This is a genomic window from Variovorax sp. GW460-12-1-14-LB1 (genome assembly GCF_059423605.1).
This window is the reverse complement of record NZ_JBWKYF010000063.1, coordinates 1-23335: the sequence shown is the minus strand read 5'-3', so window position 1 is coordinate 23335 and position 23335 is coordinate 1. Positions and strand designations below refer to the sequence as shown.

At 69.9% G+C, this 23335-nt stretch carries 21 protein-coding genes and 1 other RNA gene; 10 read left to right on the top strand and 12 right to left on the bottom strand.

Annotated features, from left to right (window positions below; genetic code table 11):
- Nucleotides 1-93: 93 nt before the first annotated feature.
- Nucleotides 94-2349: an IgaA/UmoB family intracellular growth attenuator gene (locus AC07Y4_RS25210; protein WP_487848118.1), complete on the top strand. Its 2256-nt coding sequence runs from the start codon at nt 94-96 to the stop codon at nt 2347-2349.
- Between the two features lie 159 nt (nt 2350-2508).
- Nucleotides 2509-3381 carry a protease HtpX gene (gene htpX, locus AC07Y4_RS25205; protein WP_056575841.1) on the top strand — a complete coding sequence of 291 codons (873 nt, stop codon included), beginning with the start codon at nt 2509-2511 and terminating at the stop codon, nt 3379-3381.
- 91 nt (nt 3382-3472) lie between these two features.
- On the opposite strand, the gene AC07Y4_RS25200 is transcribed toward htpX, so the two are convergent.
- The 7 genes from AC07Y4_RS25200 to hmpA form a co-directional block, all read right to left on the bottom strand.
- A complete protein-coding gene (locus AC07Y4_RS25200) occupies nt 3473-4018 on the bottom strand; it encodes a hypothetical protein (protein ID WP_070060168.1) in 546 nt (181 codons plus the stop codon).
- Complete coding sequence (locus tag AC07Y4_RS25195) at nt 4015-4458, bottom strand: hypothetical protein (RefSeq protein ID WP_070060167.1); 444 nt, start codon at nt 4456-4458, stop codon at nt 4015-4017. The genes AC07Y4_RS25200 and AC07Y4_RS25195 overlap by 4 nt, the downstream gene beginning before the upstream one ends.
- A gap of 145 nt (nt 4459-4603) precedes the next feature.
- Entirely contained in the window at nt 4604-5617 is a 1014-nt protein-coding gene (locus AC07Y4_RS25190; RefSeq protein WP_487848117.1) for a ProQ/FinO family protein, read from the bottom strand.
- A 111-nt stretch (nt 5618-5728) separates the two neighbouring features.
- Complete coding sequence (locus AC07Y4_RS25185) at nt 5729-6286, bottom strand: VUT family protein (RefSeq protein ID WP_487848116.1); 558 nt, start codon at nt 6284-6286, stop codon at nt 5729-5731.
- Nucleotides 6287-6288: 2 nt separating this feature from the next.
- On the bottom strand, nt 6289-7914 hold the full coding sequence (locus AC07Y4_RS25180) for an NAD(P)/FAD-dependent oxidoreductase (RefSeq protein ID WP_487848115.1): 1626 nt from the start codon (nt 7912-7914) through the stop codon (nt 6289-6291).
- A 73-nt stretch (nt 7915-7987) separates the two neighbouring features.
- Nucleotides 7988-8908: a cysteine synthase A gene (cysK, locus tag AC07Y4_RS25175; RefSeq protein WP_062478599.1), complete on the bottom strand. Its 921-nt coding sequence runs from the start codon at nt 8906-8908 to the stop codon at nt 7988-7990.
- Nucleotides 8909-9023: 115 nt separating this feature from the next.
- On the bottom strand, nt 9024-10208 hold the full coding sequence (gene hmpA / locus AC07Y4_RS25170) for an NO-inducible flavohemoprotein (protein ID WP_487848114.1): 1185 nt from the start codon (nt 10206-10208) through the stop codon (nt 9024-9026).
- 135 nt (nt 10209-10343) lie between these two features.
- Between hmpA and norR the strand changes: the two genes are divergently transcribed.
- From norR to AC07Y4_RS25135, 7 genes are all read left to right on the top strand, one after another.
- On the top strand, nt 10344-11936 hold the full coding sequence (norR, locus tag AC07Y4_RS25165; protein WP_487848113.1) for a nitric oxide reductase transcriptional regulator NorR: 1593 nt from the start codon (nt 10344-10346) through the stop codon (nt 11934-11936).
- Nucleotides 11937-11995: 59 nt separating this feature from the next.
- An RNA gene (gene rnpB / locus AC07Y4_RS25160) (RNase P RNA component class A) lies at nt 11996-12364 on the top strand.
- Nucleotides 12365-12523: 159 nt separating this feature from the next.
- The gene (locus tag AC07Y4_RS25155; protein WP_139701559.1) at nt 12524-12982 is read left to right on the top strand and encodes a MarR family winged helix-turn-helix transcriptional regulator; all 459 of its coding nucleotides are present in this window, start codon (nt 12524-12526) and stop codon (nt 12980-12982) included.
- 12 nt (nt 12983-12994) lie between these two features.
- Nucleotides 12995-15094 (top strand): FUSC family protein, encoded by a 2100-nt coding sequence (locus AC07Y4_RS25150; protein ID WP_487848140.1) that lies wholly within the window; start codon nt 12995-12997, stop codon nt 15092-15094.
- Nucleotides 15091-15297 (top strand): DUF1656 domain-containing protein, encoded by a 207-nt coding sequence (locus AC07Y4_RS25145; RefSeq protein WP_099795029.1) that lies wholly within the window; start codon nt 15091-15093, stop codon nt 15295-15297. The genes AC07Y4_RS25150 and AC07Y4_RS25145 overlap by 4 nt, the downstream gene beginning before the upstream one ends.
- A 25-nt stretch (nt 15298-15322) precedes the next feature.
- Nucleotides 15323-16246, top strand: coding sequence for an efflux RND transporter periplasmic adaptor subunit (locus AC07Y4_RS25140; protein WP_095743575.1), 924 nt, complete (start codon nt 15323-15325; stop codon nt 16244-16246).
- Nucleotides 16243-17724 (top strand): efflux transporter outer membrane subunit, encoded by a 1482-nt coding sequence (locus tag AC07Y4_RS25135; RefSeq protein ID WP_487848112.1) that lies wholly within the window; start codon nt 16243-16245, stop codon nt 17722-17724. The genes AC07Y4_RS25140 and AC07Y4_RS25135 overlap by 4 nt, the downstream gene beginning before the upstream one ends.
- 30 nt (nt 17725-17754) lie before the next feature.
- On the opposite strand, the gene AC07Y4_RS25130 is transcribed toward AC07Y4_RS25135, so the two are convergent.
- The 3 genes from AC07Y4_RS25130 to AC07Y4_RS25120 form a co-directional block, all read right to left on the bottom strand.
- Nucleotides 17755-18324 (bottom strand): hypothetical protein, encoded by a 570-nt coding sequence (locus tag AC07Y4_RS25130; RefSeq protein ID WP_487848111.1) that lies wholly within the window; start codon nt 18322-18324, stop codon nt 17755-17757.
- An 85-nt stretch (nt 18325-18409) separates the two neighbouring features.
- A complete protein-coding gene (locus AC07Y4_RS25125; RefSeq protein ID WP_390346730.1) occupies nt 18410-19138 on the bottom strand; it encodes an RNA pseudouridine synthase in 729 nt (242 codons plus the stop codon).
- Entirely contained in the window at nt 19135-20817 is a 1683-nt protein-coding gene (locus tag AC07Y4_RS25120) for an MBL fold metallo-hydrolase (RefSeq protein WP_487848110.1), read from the bottom strand. Before AC07Y4_RS25120 ends, AC07Y4_RS25125 begins: the two co-directional genes overlap by 4 nt.
- Nucleotides 20818-20927: 110 nt before the next feature.
- Here AC07Y4_RS25120 and AC07Y4_RS25115 point away from each other — a divergent pair, with 110 nt between their 5' ends.
- A complete protein-coding gene (locus AC07Y4_RS25115) occupies nt 20928-21932 on the top strand; it encodes a Bug family tripartite tricarboxylate transporter substrate binding protein (protein WP_487848109.1) in 1005 nt (334 codons plus the stop codon).
- On the opposite strand, the gene AC07Y4_RS25110 is transcribed toward AC07Y4_RS25115, so the two are convergent.
- Both AC07Y4_RS25110 and AC07Y4_RS25105 read right to left on the bottom strand, forming a co-directional pair.
- Nucleotides 21933-22763 (bottom strand): TorF family putative porin, encoded by an 831-nt coding sequence (locus AC07Y4_RS25110; protein ID WP_487848108.1) that lies wholly within the window; start codon nt 22761-22763, stop codon nt 21933-21935.
- A 50-nt stretch (nt 22764-22813) separates the two neighbouring features.
- A partial coding sequence (locus AC07Y4_RS25105; RefSeq protein ID WP_495275270.1) for an EamA family transporter occupies nt 22814-23335 on the bottom strand: 522 nt, incomplete at its 5' end.

Sequence of the window (23335 nt, the reverse complement as noted above, 5' to 3'; positions counted from 1 at the left end):
GCACGGGTTCGGGAGGGCCCTCGGCTGGCGGTCGCATCGCGCGCAAGTGCGCGCGACGTACGTCAAGAAAAAATCAGGGAGGTTCAAAAAAAGATGGACACCGTCCTCATCGTTCTCAAGCTCGGGTTGGTTCTCTACGGGATCTACAGCTTCATCACCTACATGTCACGGCGCTCCGAGAACCGGAATGCCCTGAAAGACTTTCGCAGCAGCTCGCCGGTGTTGCGCAGCATCACCGACGAAGAAAAATCGGCGCTGCAACCCTTTCTCATGGGGCAGGGCCTCGTGATCGGCGACAACGTGCACGAGCTCGACGGCGCGTTCGTGCGCCACGGCCTCCAAACGCAAGGCGCGACCACGCTGCACGACACCCTTGGCGACGTCGACGTGCTGCTGCCCTACGACGCCCTCCACTACGTCGAGGCGTACAACGAGGCGCAGGTGGTGTTGTCCGGCAAGTGCGCGGTGGTGATCCGCCTGAACGGCTTCGAACTGCTCGAAGGCCGGGCGCGCGCGCAGCGCCAGCAGGCCCAAGACCAACAATGGCAGCGCGGCGAGCTCGGCGCGCTGCCGTCGCTCGATGAGACCGTGGCGGCCGAAGTGGCGACTGGCGTGGTGGTGCCGGAAGCCGCGGTGGCATCGATAGCGACCGACCCGAACGCGCGCTACCAGCGCGGCGAGGTCGACATCCTGAGCCAGCGCACCGAAACGCCCGAGGAGGTCGAGAGCCGCATCGGGCGCGGCGGCTGGGCCTCGGCCTTCGCGTGGCTTCTGGCGTTCGTGCTGTTGTGGGTCGCCACCTGGGACGCCACGCGCGCGGCGCGCATCTACCTGCTGGGCGCAGGCCTGCTCGCAGGCTTGTGGGCCGTGTGGCTGTTCGTGCGCAAGCCGCCGGCCACGGCGCCGGAGCGGGAACCGCAGCCCGTGAACCGCGTGCGCGGCATGCTCAACCAGATTTCGGTGACGAATGCTGGCAACACGTCGGTCCAGAGCGTGGGCCTGTTCATCGGCGACAAGTTGAGCCTCGTGTTGCCCTCGCACTGGCGCAACGCGGCAGCGGTGGCGCACGGCGAGGTGATCGAAGCCGAGCTGCGCACCAGCGACTACAGCGCAGTGGTCTTCGGCCCCAAGTGGTCGGTGAGCGACGAGTGGCGGCGTTTCCAGCCCGTGTACTGGGGACGGCACCTGCTGCATCTGATCATCGGCCTGCTCGCCGCAGGTGCGGTCGCGCTGTCGGTGCCGAACCTGCGCAGCGAGGCCGCGTTGGCCGCGCAGTGGGTCATGAATGGCAACGGCACCGCCGCTTATGCCGACGTCGGGCAGCTGGCCGACAATCCGCCGCCCTGGGGCAGCCGCGTGCGCATGGCAGGCGAAGGCCGGTGCGAGATCGACCTGAGCGGCCGTGCCGGCGTGCCCGCCATTGATTGCACCCTGGTGCGCTGGGGCGGCACCGCACCCGTCGTTCCCGCGTTGGACATTCCGCAGGCCGTGCTGGCGCTCGCCAGCCCCGACTTCATTCGTGTGTCCGAGGACTACACGATGTCCAGCCTGATCGAGGTGCAGCGGCTTCTGCAGGGCGGACGGGTGGACGACAGGCTCGCGGCCTACAGCGCGCGCGAGCGCACGCTGTGGATCGCGCGGGGTTTCGACCAGTCGGTGGCGGCGATCGAGGCCGCCTGCAAGGATGCCGATGGTCTGTCGCCCTCCGCCTGCGAGAGCCTGCAGCGCGACCTCGTGCGCACCATCGACGCCACCGTCGACAAGGACGGCGTCGACATGCCCGTGATCACCTGGCAGGCGTTGGCCGCGAGCGTGGCGACGGGCCAGGAGAACGCATTCCTGAGGCTGTCGCAACAACAGCTGGCGTCTGTCCGGCGTGCGTTGCAACAAGCCGTCGACAGTGCGGTGGCTGCGAAGATCGAGACGGCGCGCGCCGCCATCGTGCCCGCCAAGGGCGGCGTGCTGCTGGCGTCTGCCACGCGCATCGTGGACATGCCGGCGCAGCCCGGCAAGGCCGAAGATGGCGAGAGCACCCCGCTCGCCCGCTGGACCCGCCTGCAGCTCAACGCCACACCAGACAGCCTGAAACCCTTCACCCTCGAAGGCCTCGTGACCGCCAGCGGCAAGGACACCACCGGCACGCCGTGGGTGCGCGTCGACCCGAGCCTCGATGCCTCGCGCATGACTGCGGCGGGCGCGCACGTGCTGTGGTGGCTGTTCGCCGCGGGGCTGGTGCTGGTCAACGGCGTGCTGTTTGCACTGCGCTGGACGCAGGGCAGTCGCCGTCGCGCCCGGCTCGAGGCCGACATCGCCACCCGCCCCGCGCCGGGCACCAGCGGCCTTTTCTGACAGGCCTTGACTCCGGCGGGGAATATCGGGGCGCCAGAACTTTTGCTCCTATCATGGCTCCACCGGAAGCAACACCGAGGGCCTCCCCGTCGCGCGCGGCTTGAAGAGGGCCCCGGGGCCCTTATCTAAGGGGGCAGATTTCCCCACGGAGAATTCAACTTGAAACGTATCCTTCTGTTTGTCCTGACCAACGTGATGGTCGTTGCGGTGCTCGGCGTGGTCGCCAGCCTGCTCGGCGTCAACCGCTTTCTCACGGCCAACGGGCTCAACCTGACGGCGCTGCTCGGCTTCGCGCTGGTCATGGGTTTCGGCGGCGCGATCATCTCGCTGCTCATCAGCAAGCCCATGGCCAAGTGGACGGCCGGCCTGCGCATGATCGACAACCCCCAGTCGCCCGACGAGGCCTGGATCGTCGGCACCGTGCGCAAGTTCGCCGACAAGGCCGGCATCGGCATGCCCGAGGTCGGCATCTTCGAAGGCGAGCCCAATGCCTTCGCCACCGGCGCGTTCAAGAACTCGTCGCTCGTGGCCGTGTCCACCGGCCTGCTGCAGGGCATGACGCGTGAAGAGGTCGAGGCCGTCATCGGCCACGAAGTCGCGCACATCGCCAACGGCGACATGGTCACGATGACGCTGATCCAGGGTGTGATGAACACCTTCGTCGTGTTCCTCTCGCGCGTGATCGGCTACGCGGTCGACAGCTTCCTGCGCCGCGGCGACGACCGCTCGTCGGGCCCCGGCATCGGCTACTACGTGAGCACCATCGTGCTGGACATCGTGCTCGGCTTCGCCGCCGCGATCGTGGTGGCCTGGTTCTCGCGCCAGCGCGAGTTCCGCGCCGACGCCGGCGCCGCCGCACTCATGGGCAACCGCCAGCCGATGATGAACGCACTCGCGCGCCTGGGCGGCCTGCCGGCCGGCGAACTGCCCAAGGCCGTCGAAGCCATGGGCATCACGGGCGCAATGGGCAAGCTGTTTGCCACGCACCCGCCGATCGAAGAGCGCATCGCGGCGCTGCAGAACGCGCGCTGAGCACAGACAGGCCGCGCAGCGGCACAAAGAAAAAGGGGCTGGTGATCCACCAGCCCCTTTTTCATTCACCGAAGAACGGTGTGTCGTTCGCTCAGAGGTTGAGCGCCGAGACGGCTTCCAGGCCCTGCTTGATGTTGTTGCGCGCGGCACCTTCCACCGACATGCGCAGGCGGGTCGTGCCGACGAGCGAGTCGAACGCGCCGCCCGTGTAGGTCGACTTGATGACCTGGCGCATCGCCACCGACTTGTCGGAGGTCTTGATGAGCGACCAGCCCGCTTCCATGTCGACCGTGAACGCGGCGCCGAACGTGGGCTTGGTCAGCTTGACGATCGAGACCGACAGCTCGTAGTCACCGCTCTTGCCCTTGACGACTTCCTTGAACAGGGCCGATTGCGTGACCGACTTCTCGATGGCGGCGCCCAGGTCTTCGTTGGTGATGTCCGAGCTCCACAGCGGGTTCGTTTCATTGCCGCCGCCGGTCTTCACCGACACCGAGTAGGGCAGCTTCTTGCTCGAAGCGATGCTGGTGGGCGTCATGGCCTCGCGGTTGGCCGACGAGGCGCAGCCCGCGAGCACGACGACGACGGAGAGAACGGCCAGGGCGCCTGCGCGGCGAAGGGTGGTGGTGTTGATCATTTGGTTTTGTCCGATTCTTTGAAGATGTTGCCGACCACTTCGTCGACCATTTCGGGCGGCGAGAGGCGTGTGAGGGAGGTGTGGAGCGAATTGCCGGTGGCCAACGGGTAGTCGGACTTCGGTTCGCGGATCGTGACGGTGAGCTCGACGAGGTACATGGTGATGTCCCACATCCACTTGTCGACGTAGGTGACGACAGCGTCGACTGGCTCGGGGGGCTTGGCTTCTTCCGTGACCTCGAAACCGCGTTTGCGCAGATTGCCGGCAATCAGCTTCTGGAGCGTGCCGTCTTCACCCTCGAGCTTCCTGACCTGCACCACGCGCAGCTTGTCGAGATTTGCCGAGGGATCGACGGTCGCTGTTGCGCGGTTGACCGCGCAGCCGCTCGCGAACACGGAAACAGCCACGGCTGCGAGAAGCAGCCTGATGACTCTTTTCAAATGAACTTCTCCTCCGCCCGGAATGGGCCGAAGGAATGTAGCTGGAAATGTGTAAAAACGTTTCCTGAGCACCGATCCTTGGCGAAAAATTCGCCGCGCCGCAGTCAGACTGCACAGTTGCAGCCTTCTGGGCGCTTCAGGCCGTTCAATTGCCGGTGGCGGCAGGCTCGTCGGACGCGGGCGTGTCCGGTGCGGATTCGGCGGCTTGCGGCGCAGCTTCTGGTACTGCTTCCGGTGCCGCTGCGGCCGCAGCGGCGGCGGCCTCTGCCGCAGCCTCGGCCCGCTTCTTGTCGTCCCGCACGCGCTGCAGCGTGCGCGTCACGTCGCCGGGTTTCATGCCGTACATGTCGGCGAACTCCTGTTCGCTGCGGCCGCTGGCTTCGAAGGCGCGCAGCAGGGCTTCGCGCTTGGCGGCCTGCTGGGCGAGTTCGGCCAGGGCTTCGTCGACGACGGCGTTGTTGTTGGCGTCGCGCGAGCGCACCAGCACGGCATAGGCCTCGTGGTCGAGGCCCGAGGCTTCGATGGCCTTGGCGATGCGCGTCACCAGCTGGGGACGCAGGTCTTCGCCGGGGTTGCGGTGCGAGCGGCGGCGGTGCAGCTCGAGGATGGCGTGGTGCACGTGCTCGGGCGCAACCGGGTCGAGCGCGTTGCCGTCCAGATCATGGCGCGCATGGCCGGCGGCCACGCTCTCGAGGTAGCGCGTGGAGCGCGCATGCTGGCCCATCGCGATCTTCAGGTCTTCGGCCTTGAAGTCTTCGGGATGGCGCGCGATCAGCTCTTCGTACACGCCGAGCTTCAGCGGCACGAAGCGTGCGCCGAAGAGCTGCGGGTACAGCGCGAACAGGCGCTCGAGCACCGGGTTGACCTTGCGCGGTGCGCGCTGGGCTTCGGGCTGTTGTTGCTGTTGCGGCTGCTGTCCGCGCGGCTTGCGCCCTTGCTGCGGCGGCTGCTGCTGCCCATGCGGGCGCTGTTGCTTGGCACGCGGCGGGCGTTGTTGCTGCTGCTGTTGCGCGGGGGCGGGCTGCGCTGCCGACGCGTCAGCGCCTGCGTCGGTGCCCGCGCCGGCCTTCAGCTGCTGCAGCTGCTCGGCCATGTCCGGGCGCTGGCGCCGTGCGTTGCGCGAGTTCGTGTTCGGGGCGGCGGTGGATGCGTCGGTCATACGGAAGGCTCGGCGATGGGCGCGAGGGGATGGAAAGGGAAGAAAAGGAACAACCGGTCCCGCGCGGTCAGCGCGGCCGGAACATCCTGCGGGTATTGTCAGGGCGGATCGTCATGCGCGTGCAGCGCCTCGGTCACCTCGGTCAGCGGCTTGCCGCCCGATCAGCAGCCGGAACGGCAGCAGCATCAGCACACCGACACCGAGCTTCACGCCCAGGTCGCCGAGCGCCCAGGTGAGCCAGGGGCCGTCGGTGCCTGCGAAGGCGATGCCCCAGAAGACGATGCTGTCGAGCACGGCCGCGATCACCGTGGCCACCAGCGGCGCGCGCCACCACAGGCCCCGGCGCAGGCGGTCGAACACGCGGATGTCGAGCAGCTGCGAGGCGATGAAGGCCAGGCCCGAGGCGGCAGCAATGCGCGCCGGCGCGAGCAGCAGCGACACCGCCACGGCCACCGCGAAGCCGACCCACGCCACGCGCCGCGCCATGCCGGGGCCGAAGCGCCGGTTGACGAGGTCGCTCACGAGGTAGGCCACCGGGTAGGTGAAGGCGCCCCAGGTGAGCCAGTCGTTGATGGCGAACTGCACCAGGAGGTTGGACGCGAGCACCACGGCGGCCATCGCCAGCGTGGCGACGGCCAGCTGGCCGGTGGTGGGGCGGTGCAAGTGCATCGTCAAACGGCGCTGCCGAGCACGCTGCGCGCCACGGCCTCGGCCACCTTGATGCCGTCCACGCCGGCCGACAGGATGCCGCCCGCGTAGCTCGCGCCTTCGCCGGCCGGGTAGAGGCCGCGCACGTTGAGGCTCTGGAAGTCGTCGCCGCGCGTGATCTTGATCGGCGACGAGGTGCGCGTTTCCACGCCGGTGAGCACGGCGTCGTGCGTGTCGAAGCCCTTGATCTTGCGGCCGAAGGCCGGGAAGGCTTCGCGCATCGCCTCGATGGCGTAGGCGGGCAGGGCCTGGTGCAGGTCGGTCGGTGTCACGCCGGGCTTGTACGACGGGATGATGCTTCCGAGCGCGGTCGACGGCTTGCCGGCGATGAAGTCGCCCACCAGCTGGCCGGGCGCGTGGTAGTTGCTGCCGCCGAGCACGTAGGCGTTGCTTTCGAGCTGGCGCTGCAGCGCGATGCCCGCGAGCGCATCGCCCGGGAAGTCGCGCGGGTCGATGCCCACCACGATGCCCGCGTTGGCGTTGCGTTCGTTGCGCGAGTACTGGCTCATGCCGTTGGTGACCACGCGGCCCGGCTCGCTGGTGGCCGCGACCACGGTGCCGCCGGGGCACATGCAGAAGCTGTAGACCGAGCGGCCGTTGCTGGCGTGATGCACCAGCTTGTAGTCGGCCGCACCGAGCAGCGGATGGCCCGCGTGGCGGCCCCAGCGGGCGCGGTCGATGAGGCCCTGCGGATGCTCGACGCGAAAGCCGATGGAGAAGGGCTTGGCCTCGATGTGCACGCCGCGTGCGTGCAGCATCTCGAAGGTGTCGCGCGAGCTGTGGCCCAGCGCCATCACGACGTGGTCGGCGCGCAGTTCGCTGCTCTGGCCCGTCGTCTGGTCGAGCACCGTCAGGCCGCGCAGGTGGCCGTCTTCGATGTGCACGTCGGTCACGCGCTGCTCGAAGCGGATCTCGCCGCCGAGCGCGACGATCTGCTCGCGGATGTTCTCCACCACCTTCACCAGCTTGAAGGTGCCGATGTGCGGGTGCGCGACGTACAAGATTTCGGGCGGCGCGCCGGCCTTCACGAACTCTTCCATCACCTTGCGGCCGAGGAAGCGCGGGTCCTTGATCTGGCTGTAGAGCTTGCCGTCCGAGAAGGTGCCGGCGCCGCCTTCGCCGAACTGCACGTTCGACTCGGGGTTGAGCACGCTCTTGCGCCACAGGCCCCAGGTGTCGCGGGTGCGCTGGCGCACGGTCTTGCCGCGTTCGAGCACGATGGGCTTGAAACCCATCTTCGCGAGCATCAGCGCCGCGAAGATGCCGCAGGGGCCGAAGCCGATCACCACGGGGCGCGTGGCGTCCGCGGGCGCCTGGCCCGGCGGCGTGTAGCGCATGTCGGGCGCGGGCTGGATGTGCGGGTGGCTGGCGTGCTTGGCCAGCAGCGCGGCTTCGAGCGCGGCGTCGGCCAGCTGCACGTCGCAGATGTAGACCGTGAGCAGGTCGACCTTGCGGGCGTCGAAGCTGCGCTTGTAGACGGTGTGGGAGGCGATCGCTTCGGTCGGAACGTCGAGCGTCCGGGCGATCAGGGTGGCCAGCGCCTCTGGGGCGTGGTCGAGCGGGAGTTTGAGTTCGGAGATTCGCAGCATGTCGTGGGGCTTGTGGTTATCAAGCAGACCGACGATTTTAAGCGCCCGGGGCGCTATGAAACTTGTAGCTGGGTCAGGCGGGCAGGAAGCCTTCGACGGAGAGGTAGCGCTCGCCCGTGTCGTAGTTGAAGCCCAGCACCACCGCATCGGGCGCCAGCGAGGGCAGCTTCTGCGCGATGGCCGCGAGCGTCGCGCCCGACGAGATGCCGACCAGGATGCCTTCCTCGACCGCGCAGCGGCGTGCCATTTCGCGCGCCGGTTCGGCGTCGACCTGCAGCACGCCGTCCAGCAGCGAGGTGTCCAGGTTCTTCGGAATGAAGCCCGCGCCGATGCCCTGGATGGGGTGGGGCGCCGGCGCGCCGCCCGAGATCACGGGCGAGGCCACGGGCTCCACCGCGAACACCTGCAGCTTGGGCCACTTCTTCTTCAGCACCTTCGCCACGCCGGTGATGTGGCCGCCCGTGCCCACGCCGGTGATGAGCACGTCGATGCCCTCGGGAAAGTCGGCCGCGATCTCTTCGGCCGTGGTGCGCACGTGCACGTCGACGTTGGCGGGGTTGTTGAACTGCTGCGGCATCCACGCGCCCGGCGTGCCGGCCACGATTTCCTCGGCGCGGGCGATGGAGCCCTTCATGCCGTTGGCGCGCGGCGTGAGGTCGAAGGTGGCGCCGTAGGCCAGCATCAGGCGGCGGCGCTCCACCGACATGCTGTCGGGCATCACCAGGATCAGCTTGTAGCCCTTGACGGCCGCGACCATCGCCAGGCCGATGCCGGTGTTGCCCGAGGTGGGCTCGACGATGGTGCCGCCGGGTTTCAGCGCGCCGCTCTTCTCGGCGTCTTCCACCATCGACAGCGCGATACGGTCCTTGATCGAGCCGCCGGGGTTGGCGCGCTCCGACTTGATCCAGACCTGCTGCTTCGCATGGCCGAACAGGCGGTTGATGCGGATGTGCGGCGTGTTGCCGATGGTCTGGAGGATGTTCTGGGCCTTCATGGAATCTCCTTGGGTGCGAGGGTCGGATGGTCAGCGCGCATTGTGGCGCCCCCTGGGCCGGGTTGCACCCGGCCCGCGACCGTTTCAGCACGAGGGGATGGCAGGCCGTTGCGGTTCAGGCCTCCAGGGCTTCGAGCGGCCCGAAGAACTCGTAGCGAAGCTGCTGCTTCGGCACGCCGAGCGCCAGCCCGTTCGCATACACCGCCTGCATGAAGGGCTTCGGTCCGAGAAAGTACAGGTCGACATCGCGGTCTTCCGGCAGCAGCCCGGCCAGCAGCTCGCGGGTGACGAAGCCGGTCGCATGCGGCGTGTCGGTGTCGCGCGGCGCGTCGTAGACATACAGCGGCTTCACGTTCGCATGCCGCTGCGCGAGTGCGTCGACGCGGGCGCGGAAGGCGTGCGCACCGCCGTGCCGCGCCGCATGGACGAAGTGCACCGGCCGGCCCGTGTGGGCCACCGATTCGAGCATGCTCATCGCAGGCGTGATGCCCACGCCGCCCGTCACCAGCACGAGGGGACGTGCCTGTTCGCCCGCGGGCTGCAGCACGAAGTCGCCGCACGGCGCCTGCACCTGCAGCCGCGTGCCGACCGCGGCGGCCTCGTGCAGCCAGTTCGAGGCGCGACCGCCTTCTTCCTTCTTCACGCTGATGCGGTACCACGGCTTGCCCGGCGCGTCGGACAGCGAGTAGTTGCGTCGCACCGGCTGGCCGTCGATCTCCAGCACCAGCGTGAGGTACTGCCCCGGCGAGAAGGCCAGCAGCGCGCCGTCGTCCACGGGCTCCAGGTAGAACGAGGCGATGACTTCGCTTTCGTCTTCGCGCCGCGCCACGCGGAATTCGCGCGTGCCGCGCCACCCGCCGGGTTGCGCCGCGTTGGCGCTGTAGACGGCTTCTTCCGCGGCGATGAGCAGGCCCGCCAGCGATTCGTAGGCCTCGCCCCACGCGGCGATCACCTCGTCGGTCGCGGCATCGCCGAGCACCTCCTTCACGGCGCGCAGCAGGTAGTGGCCGACGATCGGGTAGTGCTCCGGCAGCACGCCCAGCGCGGCGTGCTTCTGGATGATGCGGGGCAGGGCGCCGGCGATCGCTTCGAGCCGGTCGATGTGCGCGCCATAGGCGATGACCGCACCCGCCAGCGCGCGCGCCTGCGTGCCGGCCGCCTGGTGCGCCTCGTTGAAGAAGGCCTTCACCTGCGGATGGCCCTCGAACATGATCTTGTAGAAGTGGCTGGTGATGGCCTCGCCGTGGGCCTGGAGCGCGGGCACGGTGGACTTGACGATGGCGATGGTTTGCGGATTCATGGTCTGGCGGTCCTTCGGTTGAGATGCGTTGGTCATCTCACGATCCGTGCCAGCCGGAAGGCCTCTGCAAGTGCTTGACGCCATTGGGGATTTATCAGGCGTGGTCAAATTCACAACAACTTCAGCGTTGTACTTATGACCACATTGCGTGTCGATTCGACCACCGAGGCCTCACCACCCGAGCCCGAGCCCGAAGCCGAGGCCGCCCGCTACCGGTCGCTGCTCGCCGCCGCGCGCGGCCTGGTCCGCTGCGACGCCGCCGCGCTGCTGCAGCTCGACGTCGACGTGTTGAAGCCCGTCGCGGTCGACGGCCTGAGCGACGAAACCCTCGGGCGCCAGTTTCCCGTCGCCGCCCATCCGCGTTTCGCGCGCCTGCTCGACAGCGAACGGGGCCTGCGCTTCGCCCACGACAGCAGCCTGCCCGACCCGTACGACGGCCTCGTCGCCGGCCAGCCGGGCATCCTGCCCGTGCACGACTGCATGGGCGCGCCGCTGCGCCTGCGCGGCGCCGTCTGGGGCCTGCTCACGCTGGACGCCCTGGAGCCGCACGCCTTCGACGCCGTGGGCCCGGCGCAGATGGAGGCACTGATCGCCCTCGTCGAAACCGGCATCGAGGCCGCCCACACGATCCGCGAAATGCAGGCGCGCGCGATGCGCGAGCAGGCCGTCGCGCAGGCGCTGCGGGCGGGGCGTGGCGCGCCGCGCGAGCTGCTGGGCAGCAGCCCGGCGATGAAGCAGCTGTGCCACGAGATCGACACCGTCGCCGTGTCCGACCTCACGGTGCTGCTGCTCGGCGAAACCGGCGTGGGCAAGGACCTGGTCGCGCAGCGCCTGCACGCGCGCTCGCGCCGCAGCGAGCAGCCGCTGGTGCAGGTCAACTGCGCGGCGCTGCCCGAGTCGCTGGCCGACAGCGAACTCTTCGGCCACAAGCGCGGCGCGTTCACCGGCGCCGTGCAGGACCGCGACGGCAAGTTCGAGATCGCCGATGGCGGCACGCTCTTTCTCGACGAGGTCGGCGAACTGCCGCTGAGCGTGCAGGCCAAGCTGCTGCGCGTGCTGCAAAGCGGCGAGGTGCAGCGCCCCGGCAGCGACCGCATGCGCAAGGTCGACGTGCGCGTGATCGCGGCCACCAACCGCGACCTGCCCGCGGCGATCGCGCAGGGGCGCTTTCGCGCCGACCTGTACCACCGGCTGTCGGTCTATCCGCTCGTGGTTGCGCCGCTGCGCGAACGGGGGCGCGACGTGCTCGTGCTGGCCGGCAGCTTTCTCGAGGAGAACCAGCACCGGCTGGGCGCGCGCAATCTGCGGCTCTCGCCGGCGTCGAAGGCCGCCATGCTGGCGCACGGCTGGCCGGGCAATGTGCGCGAGCTCGAGCACGTGATCAGCCGCGCTTCGCTGCGGGCGTTCAGGGAACAGCCGCGCGGCTCGCGCTGGACGGCCATCGAACCGCATCACCTGGCGCTGGACAGCGCCGCCGCCGTGGGAGGCGCGGTGGCAGCGCCCGTGCAGGCCCCGGCGAACGAACACGCGGGGCCTGCCATCGCTGGCGGCACGCTGCGCGAGGCGACCGAGGCCTTCCAGCGGGCCTGGCTGTCGGAACTGCTGGCCCGCCACGGCGGCCGCGTGGCCAGCGCCGCGCGCGAGGCCGGCATCGACCGCAGCAACTTCCATCGAACCCTGCGCAAGCTGGGCCTGGTGCAGGCCGGGGACAGCGAAACGCCCGGCTGACGGCCGGCGCGCGACACCGCCTGAAGGGTCATTGATGGGGCGGGCGATAATCGAGCGGTGAAGCACGCCAGACCGCCGCTGGTGCAAGCCCGAAAGGGACGATGCTCTGCCTTCGGGCAACAGCATCGGGTCGAAAGATCGCACTGGAGGAACGTCCGGACTGCACAGGACAGCGCAGGAGTTAACGACTCTCCACCGTGAGGTGAGGATCAGAGCAACAGAGACGAGCCGATTCAGTTCGGGTGAAACGGGCAATCTCTGCGCGCAGCAACACCAAGTAGGCCAGTATTGAGGTGGTTCCGCTGAGCTGGCGGGTAGGTGGCATCGAGCCGTTTGGCGACAAACGGCCCAGAGTAATGGCGGTCACGCCGGGGTCTTCGCAAGAGGGCCTCGGTGCACAGAATCCGGCTTATCGGCGAGCTTCACACTTTTCTTTCCCTTCCCCCTTTTCCCTGGGCCGCGCGCTGACGACGTGCACGGTCGCGTGCAAGACTCGGTAGAAACCCGTACAATTGTTAGCAAGCTAACTAATTGATAACGCCGTGGCCGATACCGAACCCATCTCCCCGTTGCGCGAACACGCGCTGATGCGGCTCGGCACCTCGCTGTCGGTGCTCCAGCGCGGTTACCGCGCGGCGGCCGACAAGGCGGTGGCGCACGTGGGCCTGTCGCAGACGCTGGCCTGGCCGGTCGTGGTGCTCGGGCGCATGGAAGACGGCGTTCGGCAGGGCACGGTGGCCGAGGCGCTGGGCATCGAAGGGCCGTCGCTGGTGCGCTCGCTCGACCAACTGGTCGAGGCCGGTTTCGTCGAGCGTCGCGAAGACCCCGCCGACCGCCGCGCCAAGACGCTGCACCTCACGCCCGCCGGCCGCGCCGTCTGCGAGCCCATCGAGGCCGCGCTGCGCCAGATGCGCGCCGCGCTGTTCGAAGGCATTCCCGACGAGGACATCGCCGCCACCTTGCGCGTCTTCGGCGCGCTCGAGGCCAAGCTCGGCCGCAGTGCCGCCGGCATGCAGAGCCTGCAGCAGGAAGGGCGCGGCCAGTAAATGGCGATGTCGATGGCGCTGCCGCGCTTCACCCGCGCGGAAGTTCTCTTTTCCGTCAAGAGCTTCGCCGCCGCGATGCTGGCGATGTACCTGGCCAGCCGCGCCGGCCTGCCGCGCCCGTTCTGGGCGCTCATGACCACCTACGTCGTCGCCCACCCGCTGGCCGGCGCCGTGCGCTCCAAGGCGGTGTTCCGCTTCTGCGGCACGCTCATCGGCAGCGTCGCCACCGTGCTCATGGTGCCCGCGCTGTCCAACGCGCCCGAGCTGCTCACGCTGGTGCTCGCGCTGTGGGTCGGGCTGTGCCTGTATGTGTCGCTGCTCGACCGCACGCCGCGCTCGTACGTCTTCATGCTCGCGGGCTACACGGCGGCGCTGATCGGCTTTCCGTCGGTGCAGACGCCGCTCGTGCTGTTCGACACTGCCGTGGCGCGCGTGGAAGAGATCGGCCTGGGCATCTTCTGCGCCACGCTGGTCCACAGCCTCGTGCTGCCCGCGGGGCTCGCGCCCACCGTGCTGGGCCTGCTCGACCGCACGCTGAAAGACGCGCGCCAGTGGATCGGCGACCTGTTCCAGCCCGGCGACCGCAGCACCCCCAAGGACGCCGACCCCAAGCGCCTGGACGACGACCGCCGCCGCCTCGCCGGCGATATCACGCAGCTGCGCCTTCTTTCGACCCACGTGCCCTTCGACACCACGCACCTGCGCTGGACCGCCGGCGCGATTCGCGCCATGCAGGACCGCGTGGCGGCGCTCACGCCCGCGCTGTCGGCCGTCGAAGACCGGCTGCAGGCGCTGGCGCAAGCCGAAGGCCGCCTCGCGCCCGACGTCACCGCCGTGCTGGCGCTGGCCGCGCAATGGCTGCGCGACGAGAGCGACCCGGCCGTCGACGCCTCTGCACGCCTGCAGGCGCTGCGCCAGGCGATCGGTGCGCTGGGCAGCGCGCAGGACGTGGGGTTCACGCCCTGGGCCCGCGCACTGCGCATCGGCCTCGCAGGCCGGCTCGAAGAACTGGTCGACGGCTGGACCGCCTGCGCTCGGCTGCGCCGCGACATCGACGAAGGCCTCAAGGGCGGCGCGCCGTTGCGCCGCACGGCCGCGCTGGGCCAGCGCGCGATGCACCGCGACCACGGCATGGCGCTGCTGTCAGCGCTGGCCGCCGTCATCGCCATCTGCGTGTGCGGCGCGTTCTGGATCCTCACGGGCTGGACCATGGGCTCGGCCGCCACCATGATGGCCGCCGTCTTCTGCTGTTTCTTCGCCACCATGGACGACCCCGTGCCCGCGATGCACGGCTTCCTGAAGTGGACGCTGTGGTCCATTCCCATCTCGGCCGTCTACGTGCTCGTGCTCATGCCCACGGTGCAGGACTTCGGCATGCTCGCGCTGGTCTGCGCGCCGCTGTTCCTGGTGCTGGGCCTGTACCTGCCGCGCCCGACGCACTTCATGGCCGCGATGGCGCTGGTGTTCGGCGTGTCGGGCACGCTGGCGATGCATGACACCGCCAGCGCCGACCTCGTGAGCTTCATCAACAGCATGACCGGCCAGATCGTCGGCGTGGTGATGGCCGCGCGCGTCACGCGGCTGGTGCGTTCGGTGGGCGCCGACTGGAGCGCGCGCCGCATCCAGCGCGCCACCTGGCGCGAACTCGGCGACATGGCCGCCTCCACCCAACCGCAGTACGCGCAGAGCGACGCCTACGCCGTGCGCATGCTCGACCGCATCGGCCTGCTGGCGCCGCGCATCGCACAGGCCGGCGGCACCGTGGAAGGCGTGGCCGCCAACGACGCGCTGCGCGACCTGCGCATGGGCGCCGACATCGCCGTGCTGCAGCGCGTGCGCGCCCAGCTGCCGATGGTCACTTCGGCCGCGTTGCTCGGCGGCATCGCGCGCTTCTTCCGCCAGCGCGGCGAAGGCCGCATGGCGCCGCGACCGGCGGCGCTGCTGCCGCAGATCGATGAAGCGTTGGCCGCCGTGCTCGCTGCGCGCGACACCTCCACCGCGTCGCGTGCCGCCGTCACCGCGCTGGTCGGCCTGCGCCGCAACCTGTTCCCCGACGCGCCGCCTTCGCTCGCGGCTGTGTCTTCTTCTTCACCGCAAGGAGCTTCCGCATGATCGGCGAAGCCAGTTTCTACGGGCTCTACGTGCCCTGGCTCATGTTGCTGGCCGCCGCCGCGCTGCTCGCCCTGTGGGGCGTGCGCCGGCTGCTTGCCGCCACTGGCCTGTACCGCTGGGTGTGGCACCCGGCGCTGTTCGATATGGCGCTGTACCTGCTGCTGCTGTACGGCCTGAGCCGCCTCACGGCGCACCTGCAATGACAACGCAAACCACACAGAGATTCCCATGAAAGCCAACCCCTTCGCAGACAACCCCCGGGCCCAGAGCCTGCTGCGCGTTCTCCTCACCGTGGCCGTGGTGGCCGCCGCCGTCTGGGCGGGCTTTCGCCTGTGGGACCACTACGAGCTCGCACCGTGGACGCGCGACGGCCGCGTGCGCGCCAACGTGGTCCAGATCGCACCCGACGTCTCGGGCCTCGTCACGGCCGTGCCGATCCGGGACAACCAGCCGGTCGCCGCCGGCACGCTGCTGTTCGAGGTGGACCGCGCGCGCTACGACCTCGCCGTGCGCCAGGCGCAGGCCGCGCTCGCCGCGCAGCGCGCCGTGAGCGCCCAGGCCCAGCGCGAGAACGCACGCAACACGGGGCTGGACGAGCTGGTGTCGAAGGAGTCGCGCGAACAGACCCGCGCCCGCGTCGAGCAGGCGCAGGCCGCCGTCGCGCAGGCCGAGGTGGCGCTCGATTCGGCGCGCCTGAACCTGCAGCGCGCCGAAGTGCGCGCGCCGGCCGACGGCCTCGTCACCAACCTCGACCTGCGCCAGGGCAGCTACGCCGCCGCCGGCCGGCCGGTGCTCGCGCTGGTCGACGCGCAGTCGTTCTATGTCGAAGGCTATTTCGAAGAAACGAAGCTGCCGCGCATCCACCTGGGCGACCGCGTGCGCGTGACGCCGATGGGCGGCGGCGCGGTGCTCGAAGGCGCGGTCGACAGCGTGGCCGCCGGCATCGCCGACCGCGACCGCTCCACCAGCGCCAACCTGCTGCCCAGCGTGAACCCGACCTTCAACTGGGTGCGGCTGGCGCAGCGCATCCCGGTGCGCGTGAAGCTCGACCCGCTGCCCGAAGGCGCGCGCCTCGTGGCCGGCCAGACCGTCACGGTGCAGGTCCTCGAACACGACGCGGCCCACGCGGCCGCCACACCGAAGAAGGGATGACCGCCATGACCCGCTTCGCCTTTCGCATGGCTTCGCTCGCGGTCGCGGCCGGGCTCGCGGCCTGCGCGGCGGTCGGCCCCGACTACCGGCAGCCGCCCGAAGCGCTGGCCAGCCAGCCCGCTGCGGCCAAGCCGTTCGCCGAAGCACCGGCGAATGCCGCGCCGCTGCCCGCGCACTGGTGGCGCCTGTACCACGACCCGCTGCTCGACCGGCTCGTCACCCAGGCCCTCGCGCACAACACCGACCTGCGCCAGGCCGTCGCCAACCTCGAGCGCGAACGCGCCATCGAAACCGAAGTGGCCGGCGCCAAGTACCCCACGATCGGCGTGAACGGCGGGCCGTCCTTCGGCCACGTCTCGGGCCTGTCGCTGCTGCAAAAGGGCTACGAGCCGCCGAACACCTTCAACTACAGCGCGGGTGCGTCGCTGTCGTACCAGGTCGACCTGTTCGGCCAGATCCGCCGCGCCATCGAGGCCTCGGCCGCCAGCAGCCAGGCCGCCGAAGCCGCGCTCGACCTCGTGCGCGTGAACGTCGCGGCCGGCACCGCGCGCGCCTACGCCGAAGCCTGCTCGGCCGGCCTGCGGCTGCAGATCGCGCAGAAGTCGGTCTCGCTGCAGCAAGACGCCGTGAACGTCACCGAGCGCCTGCAGCGCGCGGGCCGCGCCGGTGCCATCGACGCCGGCCGCGCGCGTGCCCAGCTCGCGCAGCTCGACGCCGCGCTGCCGCCGCTGAAGGCCCAGCGCCAGGGCGCGCTCTACCGCCTGGCCACGCTCACCGGCGCACTGCCGCAAGACTTTCCGCGCGAGGTGGCCGACTGCACGACGCCGCCGCGCGTGGCCGGCGCGCTGCCGGTGGGCGACGGTGCCGCGCTGCTGCGCCGCCGGCCCGACATCCGCCAGGCCGAGCGCAGCCTCGCCGCATCCACCGCGCGCATCGGCGTGGCCACGGCCGACCTCTATCCGAAGGTCACGCTGGGCCTGTCGGGTTCGTCGGCCGGCCATGCCACCGGCTTCGGCCGCCAGGACACGCTGGCCTGGAGCGTGGGCCCGCTGATCTCGTGGACCGTGCCCAACACCGGCGCAGCGCAGGCCCGCATCGCACAGGCCGAGGCCGGCACGCGCGCCGCGCTCGCGAAGTTCGACGGCACCGTGCTCACCGCGCTGCGCGAGACCGAGACCGCGCTCGGCACCTACGCCCGCGAGCTCGACCGCCGTGCCGCCCTGCAGGCCTCGCGCGACGAAAGCGCCAAGGTCGCCGCGCAGGCGCGCCAGCTCTACCGCAACGGCCGCACCGCCTACCTCGACGCGCTCGACGCCGAACGCGCACTGGCCGGCGCCGACGCCGCATTGGCCGCCAGCGAGGCGCAACTGGCCGACGACCAGGTCGTGCTGTTCATGGCGCTCGGCGGCGGCTGGGAGCCGGCCGATGACGCGCTCGCACAAAGCCAACAAGGCAAGCCCGCCACGACCGTCCGCTGAGCGGCACGTGCCGCTCGCCGGCCGCAACGCTCAGCGCGTGAACAGCCAGCCGCCCTTGGGCTGGCGCGTCAGCTCGTGGCGCTTGATGGCGCGCTCCTCGCCGTCGTCGCCCACGTAGACCACGTCGAAACGCAGCAGCCGGGGCGACACCAGCTTCCAGTTCTGGATGCGCTGCACCGTCACGCAGGCGGTCTTGTCGTGGTACTGCATCTCGGCCATCGGCCCGGCCTGGAAGCCCGTGCCGTCGAACAGCCGGCCGGGTGCCGCGAAGGGGTTGAGCACCGCGCCGTTGCGCGCCGTGATGCAGCCTTCGGTACGCAGGAAGGATTCGATGGTCGGCGACGCGCTCCCCACCACCTTGCCCACCGCGGGGCTCGGGGGCTTGCCGCCGACGGCTTCGCGGATGCGCTCCACCTGCACCGCGGTGATCGGCGCGAGGCCGTCTTTGGACACCACGGCGGGTGGCGCGGCTGTCGTTGCAGTGGTCGGCGAACCGACCGGCGCGTCCGGGAACAGCAAGGCCGTGAGGTAGCTGCAGCCCGCCAGCAGCGTCAGGGGCAGGGTGCAGGCCAGGGTGCGGATCGGTGTGCCGAACTTCATGGTGCTGGTATCTCCCGTGTGCGGCGCGGGGCCGCTGTCTTCAGGTGGCAGTTTGCGGTGCTGCCTCGTCGTCCTCAAGCCGCTTTCAAAAACGCTCGTGCGGTGCCAGGTAGCGCCACTGGCCCGGCTGCAGCCCGGCCAGCGAGACGCGGCCCACGCGCAGGCGCCGCATGGCGACGATGCGCAGGTTCACGCCGTCGCAGATGTGCGCGATCTGCCCGGGCCGCGCGCCCTTCAGCGCAAAGCGCAGGCCGGTCTGCTCGGGCGACTGCCGGCCGATGCTCACGCGCGCGGGCGAACGCTCCAGCCGCGCCAGCACCTCGGGGCTCACCGGGCCGGCCACGTCGACCATCACTTCGTGCTCGAGGATGCCCGCGTCTTCCTGCAGTTTGCGCTCGATGCGCCATTCCTGCGTGTAGGCCACGAGGCCGCTGGCGCCGGTTTCGAGCGGCGTCATGCAGCGCTGGCCGCGCGCATGCGCCGGCAGGAAGCGCTGGCCCTCGCGCTCGGGCTCGTGGTGGTTGGCGGCCACCAGCAGCTGGTGGGCGTTGTCGGTCGGCATGCCGGCGGGCTTGTAGAGCACCATCGTCACCGGCACCACGGGCTCGGGCCGCGCGCCGGCGGCGATCTCGACCTGCTGGTGCGGCTGCACGCGCGACTGCGGCAGCAGGGCGGGCACGCCGTCCACGCGCACCGCGCCGTTCTCGATCAGCAGCTCGGCCTCGCGGCGCGACACCTGGGCCAGCGCGGCCACGCGCTTGGCCAGGCGCACGCCTTCGTCGTCGGGCGCAGAGGGGCGGTTCGAGCGGTTCATCGCGCGTCGGCCAGTTGACGGATGCGCGCCACGTGCGCCGCCAGCGAACGCGCGGCCACCGGCCACATGCGCTCGGGCACGTCGTCGTAGGCAAGTGGCAGCCACTGCTCGGGCGTGCCGTCGGGCAGCCGCTGCATCGCGGCGGCGATCTTGGCCTCGCGCTTGAGGCGGTGCGCCTTCAGGTGCGCGATGGCGGTGCGCGCAAAGCCGATCACGTAGCCGTGCGCCGGCAGGATGAAGTCGATGCCGCCGGCCGCGCAGGCCGCGTCGAGCTTGTCGAGCGAATCGAGGTACGCCGTCATGTCGCCGTCCGGCGGATCGACCACCGTCGTGCTGCCGTTGAGGATGTGGTCGCCCGAGAACAGCAGGCCGTCTTCTTCCAGCACCAGGCACAGGTGGTTGGCCGCGTGGCCGGGCGTGTGGATGGCGCGCAGCGTGTGCACGAGCGGCGTGCCGTCGGGCGCGGTGCCCGAGAGCACCAACTGTTCGCCGTCGGCCAGCTCGCGCTCGGCGCTGAAGCGTGCGGTGGACCGGGCCGTGGGCGCGGACGACAGCCCGAGGATCGGCGGCTTGCGCTCGGCGGCGCACAGCGCCTGCAGCGGCGCGGCGCCTGGCGAGTGGTCGGCGTGCGAGTGCGTGCAGACGATCAGGCGGATGTCGCCTTGCGTGGCTTCCATCAGCCGCGCCAGGTGCGTGGCGTCGTTCGGGCCCGGGTCGATCACGAGGTAGCCGGTGGCCGCGTCGCCCACGAGGTACGTGTTGGTGCCCGGGCCGGTCATGGCGCTGGGGTTCGGCGCGGTGAGGCGCTGCACGTTCTTCAGCAGCGCCACGGGCTGCGTGCTCTGCCAGTCGAGCGCGTGCGCGATCTGGCCGTCGGGGCACACCAGCGCGAGCTCGCCGAAGGGGGACTCGTGTTCCATGTAGCGCGCGTCCTCGCCCTTGAGCAGGCCGGCGCGCGGACAGCTGGTCCACAGCGGCTTCTCCTGGCCGTCGGCCCCGGGCGCGCAGGCCGCGAGCACCGCATCGACCGTCGCGTAGGCCGCCATGCGCTGCAGCGTGCGGATGGTCGGGAAGATCATGAAGAAGCTGCCCGCCTCGTGGCGCGCCAGCGCGTCGGCCGGGCGCACCCAGCAGGGCTCGAACTGCTCGCTCTCGTCGGCCGTGGGCTCCTGGCCCTCGGGCATGCGCGCCACCAGGAAGGGCACGTCGAAGCGCTTGGGCAGGTCGCGGTCGGTGATCCAGTGCGCGAAGGTGAAGACCTCGTCGGCCGACAGCACCAGGCCGCGTGCCGCGCACTGGTCGGCGAAGGCCGTGCCGGCGGTGGCGTTGCGGTCCATGGCGGCGACCTCGCCGGCGCTCACCGCGCGGCCGTCGGCGTGGCGGGCCAGCAGGATGCCGAGTTCTTCGAAGGCCTCGCGGATCGCGGCGATGGCCTGCGTGTGCTGCGTGTCGCTCTGCGTGGCGCGGCGTGCCGCGATGCGTGCGGCGGCGGCGTCGGCCGCGTCGATGTGGCCCCCCGGAAAGACGTAGGCACCGGGCGCGAAGCTCGCGGTGGCCGAGCGGCGGGTCATCAGGACCTCCAGGCCGGCGTCGGTGTCGCGCAGCAGCAGGACGGTGGCGGCGGCGCGCACGGGCACCGGTTCGCGATGGGTGTGGAGTTGTTGTGTGGGGCGGACCATGGAGCGATTATGGAGAGGCGAGGGGCGCGGTGCATAAGCACATGTGCAAACAGATATCAGCCGCGCGCCACAATCGGCGCCTGCACCGTCCGCCTCGAAGAAAGACCGACATGGCCCATTCTCCCTTCCCGCGTCGCGCCCTGCTGGCCGCTGGCGCCTTGCTCTGCACCGTTGCCGCATCGACCCTGGCGCTGGCCCAGCCCGACTGGCCGCAACAACCCGTCACACTGATCATGGGCTTCCCGGCCGGCTCGGGCGTCGACGTGGTGGCCCGCGCCATCCAGGAGCCGCTGTCGCGCCAGCTCGGCAAGCCCGTGATCATCGACTACAAGTCGGGCGCCGCCGGCAACATCGCCAGCGAGTACGTCGCCCACGCCAAGCCCGACGGCTACACGCTCTCGTTCGGCACCGCCGCCACGCACGGCAGCAATGCCGCGCTGTACAAGAAGCTGCCCTTCGACGTGGAGGCCGACTTCGTGCCCGTGGCGCCCGTGCTCGACGTGTCGAACGTGCTCACCATCAACCCCGACGTGATCAACGTGCGCACGCTCAAGGAGTTCGTCGAGCTGGTGAAGGCCAACCCCGGCAAGTACAACTACGCCTCCACCGGCAACGGCGCGGGCACGCACATGGCGTTTGCCGAGTTCAACTCGCGCCTGGGCCTGAACATGGTCCACGTGCCCTACAAGGGCGGCCCCGAGGCCATCACCTCGGTGGTGCGCGGCGAAACCTGCTGCATCATGAACCAGGTGCAGACCGTGCTTCCGCACTACAAGGCCGGCAAGGTGCGCCTGCTGGGCGTGACCACCGCCACGGCGGTGCCGGCCGTGAAGGAGGTGCCGACCATCGCCTCCAGCGGCCTGCCCGGCACCAAGGGCTTCGACAGCGCCATCTGGTTCGGCATCTTCGCGCCCAAGGGCACCGACGCGCACATCGTCGACAAGCTCAACGCCGCCGTGAAGACCGTGCTCGAGCAGCCCGAGATCCGCGAGCGCTTCGAGAGCCAGGGCAACACCGTGCGCATCGAGTCGCCCGCCCAGTTCAAGAAGACCGTGCACGCCAACCGCGTGAAGTGGGCCGAGGTCGCCAAGGCGGCGAACATCAGCATCGACTGATCAGAGCGTCTTCGTCAGCGTGAGGATGAAGCGGGCCTTGTTCGGCGAGTAGGTCGTCTGGCCGACGGTGCCGAAACCGTAGTCGTAGCCCGGGTTGGCCACGGAAACGTACGAACTCTTCTTGTTCGCGCCCTGCACCGAGCCGGTCAGCGTGAGGCCGCTGCCGAAGTCGTAGGTCGCGCCGACGTTGTAGTCCACGTAGCTCCTGTAGCCCAGGCTGCGGATGTCGCTGGACATGTTCGTGTAGCCCACGGCCGCTTTCAGCGTGACCTTGGGCACGATCTCCTTGCTGTAGGCCAGGTTCAGGTAGCCGGTGTTGCGGCCCGTGCGGCCCGAGCCGGTCTTGGCGCTGGCATAGCCGAAGTAGTCCTTCGACACCGTGTGCGAGTACTTCAGCGTGAACGAACCGAGCGTGGCGTCGGTGTAGCCCGCGCTGGCGTACAGCTCCGTCGTGTTGCCCGTCGAATTGCCCGGGTACAGATAGGTGAGGGCGCCCACGTCCATGTCGAGCGGGCCGGCCTTGAACTTGTAGCCGCCGTAGAGGTCGCTTTCAAGGCTGTTGCCCTTGAGCCAGTTGACGCTCGAATTCCAGTTGCCGATGTAGAAGCCGCTGTCGCCGAAGGCGTAGTCGAAGCCGCCCTGGATGGCGGGCTTGAAGCCGCGGGTCTTGGCGTAGTCGTTCTTGCCCAGCATGTCCTGGTCCTGGCCGCGGAACTTGTAGTTCGTGGTCAGCGCCACGTTGCCCGTGAGCTGCGCGTTGGCGAGCAGGGGCAGGGCGAACAGGGTGGGAAGAACGAGCACCGGCAAGGCGGTGCGAAGGAGGTGTTTCATCGAAAGAATTCGCTAACGGATGGAGGAGCCGGCAGCGTAGAAGCGCGGGTCTAAAAGCCGCGTAAAAAACGAAGGCCCCGGCGCAAAAGTTGTGTGTCGGGCATCGTCATCGCGACCACGCCCACCACCACGCAGGCCAACCCGACCCACGCCGTGGGCGCCAGCGTCTCGCCCAGAAACACCACGCCGATCGTCACGCCGATGGGCACGCGCAGGTAGGCCTGCGCCGAGGTCGACATCGGCCCCAGCGTCTTGATGAGCCGGAAGTAGATCGTGAAGGCCAGCGCCGTGGACAGCATCGCCAGCGCCAGCACGGCGAGCATCGAGGCGGTGGAGGGGGCGAGCGTCCAGGGCCTGTCGATCGCCAGGCTCGCGGGCACGAGCAGGGCCGCGCCGCTCAACAGCGAGCCGGCCGCGGGCACCATCGGGTCCAGGCCCTTGAACACGCGGCCGAACATCGCGGCGCAGCCGTAGCAGACGGCGGCCACCACCAGCGCGAGCTGCGCCAGCAGCGAATGCCCCAGCCCCTGCAAGGCCTCGAAGCCCACGATCAGGCAGATGCCCGCCAGCCC

Bases quoted from the DNA above. Each gene is read 5' to 3' on its own strand.
- AC07Y4_RS25210 (WP_487848118.1), top strand. From the start codon at position 94: ATGGACACCGTCCTCATCGTTCTCAAGCTCGGGTTGGTTCTCTACGGG.
- AC07Y4_RS25135 (WP_487848112.1), top strand. From the start codon at position 16,243: ATGACCGCCATGACCCGCTTCGCCTTTCGCATGGCTTCGCTCGCGGTC.
- AC07Y4_RS25185 (WP_487848116.1), bottom strand. From the start codon at position 6,286: ATGCACTTGCACCGCCCCACCACCGGCCAGCTGGCCGTCGCCACGCTG.
- AC07Y4_RS25155 (WP_139701559.1), top strand. From the start codon at position 12,524: ATGCGGCTCGGCACCTCGCTGTCGGTGCTCCAGCGCGGTTACCGCGCG.
- AC07Y4_RS25190 (WP_487848117.1), bottom strand. From the start codon at position 5,617: ATGACCGACGCATCCACCGCCGCCCCGAACACGAACTCGCGCAACGCA.
- AC07Y4_RS25200 (WP_070060168.1), bottom strand. From the start codon at position 4,018: ATGATCAACACCACCACCCTTCGCCGCGCAGGCGCCCTGGCCGTTCTC.
- AC07Y4_RS25130 (WP_487848111.1), bottom strand. From the start codon at position 18,324: ATGAAGTTCGGCACACCGATCCGCACCCTGGCCTGCACCCTGCCCCTG.
- AC07Y4_RS25140 (WP_095743575.1), top strand. From the start codon at position 15,323: ATGAAAGCCAACCCCTTCGCAGACAACCCCCGGGCCCAGAGCCTGCTG.
- AC07Y4_RS25110 (WP_487848108.1), bottom strand. From the start codon at position 22,763: ATGAAACACCTCCTTCGCACCGCCTTGCCGGTGCTCGTTCTTCCCACC.
- AC07Y4_RS25115 (WP_487848109.1), top strand. From the start codon at position 20,928: ATGGCCCATTCTCCCTTCCCGCGTCGCGCCCTGCTGGCCGCTGGCGCC.
- AC07Y4_RS25180 (WP_487848115.1), bottom strand. From the start codon at position 7,914: ATGCTGCGAATCTCCGAACTCAAACTCCCGCTCGACCACGCCCCAGAG.
- AC07Y4_RS25120 (WP_487848110.1), bottom strand. From the start codon at position 20,817: ATGGTCCGCCCCACACAACAACTCCACACCCATCGCGAACCGGTGCCC.
- hmpA (WP_487848114.1), bottom strand. From the start codon at position 10,208: ATGAATCCGCAAACCATCGCCATCGTCAAGTCCACCGTGCCCGCGCTC.
- AC07Y4_RS25125 (WP_390346730.1), bottom strand. From the start codon at position 19,138: ATGAACCGCTCGAACCGCCCCTCTGCGCCCGACGACGAAGGCGTGCGC.
- cysK (WP_062478599.1), bottom strand. From the start codon at position 8,908: ATGAAGGCCCAGAACATCCTCCAGACCATCGGCAACACGCCGCACATC.
- AC07Y4_RS25150 (WP_487848140.1), top strand. From the start codon at position 12,995: ATGGCGCTGCCGCGCTTCACCCGCGCGGAAGTTCTCTTTTCCGTCAAG.
- AC07Y4_RS25145 (WP_099795029.1), top strand. From the start codon at position 15,091: ATGATCGGCGAAGCCAGTTTCTACGGGCTCTACGTGCCCTGGCTCATG.
- norR (WP_487848113.1), top strand. From the start codon at position 10,344: ATGACCACATTGCGTGTCGATTCGACCACCGAGGCCTCACCACCCGAG.